The sequence below is a fragment of the Bacillus sp. ES1-5 genome (assembly GCF_022487605.1).
Lineage (GTDB): Bacteria > Bacillota > Bacilli > Bacillales > Bacillaceae_G > Bacillus_A > Bacillus_A wiedmannii.
The window spans coordinates 1-652 of record NZ_JAKVPU010000043.1; the positions used below are offsets into that span (position 1 = coordinate 1).

Genomic DNA, 652 nt, shown 5'->3' on the forward strand with positions numbered 1-652 from the left:
GTTACTCTCTTACTATCTTTTTTGATATGGTAGCATGTTGTATCAACGGTACATTCTGTAGGACCATATACATTATAAAAATCAATTTTATCAGCCCCTACCAGCTGTTCCCATAGTGACGGCGTAATCGCTTCGCCGCCGACCAATACCTTACTTGGAACATGAACACCTTCGCATGTTTCTAACAACCCGCCATCTATAAGTAATTGAAGTAATGAAGGCGTTATATCAAAGATTGCTAATTTGTTCTCCCGAATATAAGCTACAAACTGTTCTGGATCGCTTCGAACTTCGTTCGGAATAATATACAAACTTGAACCATACAACAGCATTTGTAATTGCTGAATAGATGCATCAAAGGCAATTGACGCATTCAAACCGACGCGCATATTACTAGGTATCTCATGTGAGAAAACTTCTTTTTGTAAACCATAGGATAGGTTTATTACAGAATGGTGCTGTACTAAAGCCCCCTTTGGATTCCCTGTCGAACCAGAAGTATAGATAACATACGCTAAGTTTTCCCCTGTTACCTCACATATTGGTGAAAGTTTGCTTTCTCAAGAAAGCAAACTTTCACCATGAACAACTACAAGAGATTTCTTAGCACCTGGAACGTTACCTTTTACTAGTAATAAGTTGCGCTCAGTGT

General features: G+C 38.8%; 1 pseudogene. It reads right to left on the reverse strand.

Going from position 1 to position 652, the window contains the following annotated elements:
- Positions 1 to 560: pseudogene (locus tag MKO96_RS29200) on the reverse strand (AMP-binding protein); the annotation flags it as partial.
- Positions 561 to 652: the final 92 nt, after the last annotated feature.